General features: G+C 43.6%; 3 protein-coding genes. All 3 read right to left on the bottom strand.

From position 1 onward, the window contains the following. Window positions 1–2,739 (bottom strand): formate dehydrogenase subunit alpha (fdhF, locus tag LD39_RS20885; protein WP_035553386.1); only part of this gene is annotated, 2,739 nt, incomplete at its 3' end. A gap of 16 nt (window positions 2,740–2,755) precedes the next feature. Then, window positions 2,756–3,559, bottom strand: a complete 804-nt coding sequence (gene fdhD / locus LD39_RS20880; RefSeq protein ID WP_035553383.1) for a formate dehydrogenase accessory sulfurtransferase FdhD — start codon at window positions 3,557–3,559, stop codon at window positions 2,756–2,758. A gap of 114 nt (window positions 3,560–3,673) precedes the next feature. Beyond that, a partial coding sequence (locus LD39_RS23335; protein WP_035553380.1) for a hypothetical protein occupies window positions 3,674–3,943 on the bottom strand: 270 nt, incomplete at its 5' end.

Raw genomic sequence — 3,943 nt, 5'->3', positions numbered from 1 at the left:
TAAATAATTGACAGCCGTTTTTCCACGTCCACTTAATGGTAAAAATAGTTCTTTTCCTTTAACGCGGTCTGTAATAGTCACGATTCCGGTAGCTTCGCCCGCTTCTGAAATCAGCTTCACTTCTGCCCCTTCTTTAATGCCTCGTTCTTCTGCAAGTTCTTCCGATACTTCAATGAACGCGTTTGGGGTTTTCCTGACGATGCCTTCAGACCGATACGTCATATTGCCCTCGTGGAAATGTTCAAGCAAACGTCCGTTATTCACATGCAGGTCGTACTCTTCACTAGTATCATATTCCAATTCAAATGTCAGTGGATAGAGCTTGGCCTTTTTATCTTCAAACGGGAACCCTTCTGTAAATAATAGTGGCGAATCTGTTCCATCTTCAGCTACCGGCCACTGCAGCGATTCATAGCCTTCTAAACGTTCATAGTTCACACCAGCGAATAAAGGAGCGAGCTTCGCTGACTCTTCCATAATTTCCGACGGATGACTATACTTCCAGTCGTGTCCAAGTTCTTTGGCAATCATCTGAATAATCTTCCAGTCAGGATGTGTTCCTTCTAATGGTTCAAACGACTGATAGAGCCTCTGAATCCTGCGCTCTGTATTAGTGAATGTACCATCTTTCTCCAGACTTGGCGAAGCTGGAAGGACTACGTCAGCGTACTGAGCAGTTTCTGTAAGGAACAGATCCTGTACTACGAAGAAATCGAGTTTCTCAAACGCTGCTGTCACGTAGTTGATATTCGCATCAACAATCCCCGTATCTTCACCCATGACGTACATAGAGGAAAGCTCCCCATCATGAATCGCTTCTATCATTTCGTGGTTATCCATGCCGATTTCTTTCGGCAGGTCAACGCCCCATGCTTTTTCATATTTGGTCCTGACTTCTTCATCATCCACTTTCTCATAACCAGGAAAAAAGTCCGGCATACTGCCAAAGTCACTGCACCCTTGAACGTTGTTGTGACCACGCAGCGGATAAGCCCCGGTGCCTGGCTTGCCATAGTTTCCTGTGATCAATAAAAGATTCGAGATCGCTGTACTCGTATCACTGCCCCGCATATGCTGCGTAACTCCCATCGCCCAGCAAACGACGACACTCTCAGCAGAGCTAATCTCTTTTGCAAGTGACTTCAATTCGTCAATGGAAATGCCGGTCAGCTCTGATGCATATTCCAACGTATAAGTCTCAAGACTTTCTCGGTATTCCTCAAAACCATTCACCCAATCCTTGAGAAAGTTCTGATCTTCCCATCCCTGGTCTAAAATATACTTCGTTACTGCGGAAAGCCAGACAAGATCAGTACCGGACTTCGGCTGATAAAAACGATCCGCTCTTTTAGCCATCTCATGCTTACGAAGATCAAAGACAAACAGTTTCTGATCAAATAATTTTTGGGATCGTTTGATTCTTGATGCAAGTACAGGATGAGACTCTGCCGTATTTGAACCGATTGTCATCACCAGCTTCGATTTTGCGATATCGTCAATCGATCCTGAATCGCCCCCATAGCCTACTGTTCTGAATAATCCTTTTGTAGCTGGAGCCTGACAATAACGGGAGCAGTTATCAACGTTATTCGTTCCGATGACCTGACGGGAAAGTTTCTGCATAACATAGGACTCTTCGTTCGTCGCTTTTGAAGATGAAATAAAAGCGAGATGATCGGCGCCTTTCTCTGCTTTTATCTGATTGAAGCGCTGAGCAACATATGCAATCGCTTCGTCCCATTCGACTTCTTCAAATTGTTCACCTCGACGGATTAATGGCTTCTGCAAACGATCGTCACTATTGACGTAATCCCAGCCGAATTTTCCTTTCACACAAGTGGAAATTCCGTTCGCTGGAGATTGAGGATGAGGCTCTACTTTTAAGACTTTGCGATCCTTCGTCCAGACATCAAACGAACAGCCCACACCACAATACGTACAGACGGTCTTCGTCTTCTTGATTCGCTCTTCACGCATCGCTGCTTCCGTGTCGGATACAGCAAACAGCGGACCGTAGCCGGTTTCTACTTTTTTCGTCAATTCAATCATCGACTTCAAGATGCCTGGTTTCTGGTCAGTAAGAAACCCTGCTTCTTTTTCCATACCTTTTTCCATCATAGCGTTACATGGACAAACGGTTGAGCACTGACCACAGTTCACACAGGACGACTGGTCAATCGGCACATCGTTATCCCAAATGACTCGCGGCTCCTGGCGTTCCCAGTCAATCGTCAATGTTTCGTTCACCTGTACATCCTGGCAGACTTCTACACAACGTCCACATAGGATACACTGATCAGGATCATAACGGTAAAAAGATCCTGAATCATCAACATTATAGGAAGTGGGCTGGAACGGACGGGATTGATGCTCTAAGCCGAATTCGGCCATCGTGTTATGGATTTCGCATGAGCCATTGTTATAGTCACAGACTGTGCAATACAATTCATGTTTTTCCAAAATGCGGTCCAACGCTTCTTTTTGAGCTTTATGTACATGAGGCAGCTGCGTTTGAACACGCATTCCAGGCTCCACTTTCATCCCACAAGCTCGTTCCATTTTTCCATTCACCTGCACCAGGCAAGTATCACATGTTTCAATTGGTCCTAACGATTCGTTGTAGCAGATTTGAGGTACGTTTTCATCCGTAGTATTGATCAAGTCTAGTAGATTTTGACCTGGATCAGCTAAGTATTCATTCCCATTGACCGTAACGACGGTATGCTCTCTTTCTAACAAGTTAATCTCCCCTTTTTTACTCCGTTGTTTTGAGTGAGTCGAGTTCGATGCGTTCAGAATGTGTGTACACGTTCATTCTCTCTCCCCGGACAAAACCGACAGCAGTAATATTCAAATCTTCGGCCAGCTGCAGCGCCAAATTCGTCGGTGCTGATTTAGACAGCAAACATCCAATCCCCATTTTGGATACTTTCAGCAAAACTTCCGATGATATACGACCGCTGAAGATAATAACTTTATCCTTCACCTTCCAACGATTTTTAATCATATATCCATACAATTTATCGAGGGCATTATGCCTTCCTATATCAGCAAACTGAATTTCGATGCCATCATTCGTTGCTATCGCTGCCTGATGCACTCCTCCCGTTCGCTGAAACATTTGTGCGGCTCCTTGGAATTGATCCATCAAATAAGAGCACTGTTCCGGCTTGATGGTAAAGTGACTCATTACCGTCCGTGCCGTGTTCGCATCGTTTTGAAAATAGAACGCTCGACTTTTTCCACAGCACGATCCGATCCACCTTTTTTGATGAACCGCTAAATCAGGCAGTGGCTTTCCTGTTTCCACGTAAGCGAATCCTGTATCTTTATCAATGGAAATACTATGTAAATCCTTCATTGACCGGATTATTCCTTCCGTAGCAAGGTAGCCTATTACTAATTCTTCTAAATGAATGGGTGAACAAACCATTGTAGCGAATTCTTCACCATTGATCATTATAGTCAGTGGAAATTCCTCAGCAACCTCATCGGTTATGTTTTCAGCAGTCTGTTGGTGGATTTTAATCATATCCCAAGTTACTGTTCCTTTCTCCATAAGACCTCCCCATTCTAAAGTGAATAATATTAACTATTTTCCTCTTTTCTCAAAAATCAAACATATGACGGCAAAAAACGCCTGACATTCGTGTCGAATCACAGGCGAGAAAACTTAACCAACTTTTTGATCGTAGGATGGTGGTTCATTTTTATCTATATACTCTTCTTGATGTTCGATTTCCTCTTCTTGATCCCCTAACTCACTTTTCTCTGCATACCGATTGACATTATGACTGATTGTATTGAATAAAGTATCAAAAGAATCGCTCCTATAGCCCATTTGCCGTTCCATATTTTTCGCTAAAAGCGTAGTGGTATTGTTCAGGCTGAACCAATAACTTGTTCCTGCTGCGACAAGTCCTGTTAACAAAATTAAAAATAA

This window comes from Halobacillus sp. BBL2006 (assembly GCF_000786645.1).
GTDB lineage: Bacteria > Bacillota > Bacilli > Bacillales > Halobacillaceae > Halobacillus.
The sequence above is the reverse complement of the archived record's forward strand: the minus strand, read 5'-3'. Positions and strand labels throughout refer to the sequence as shown.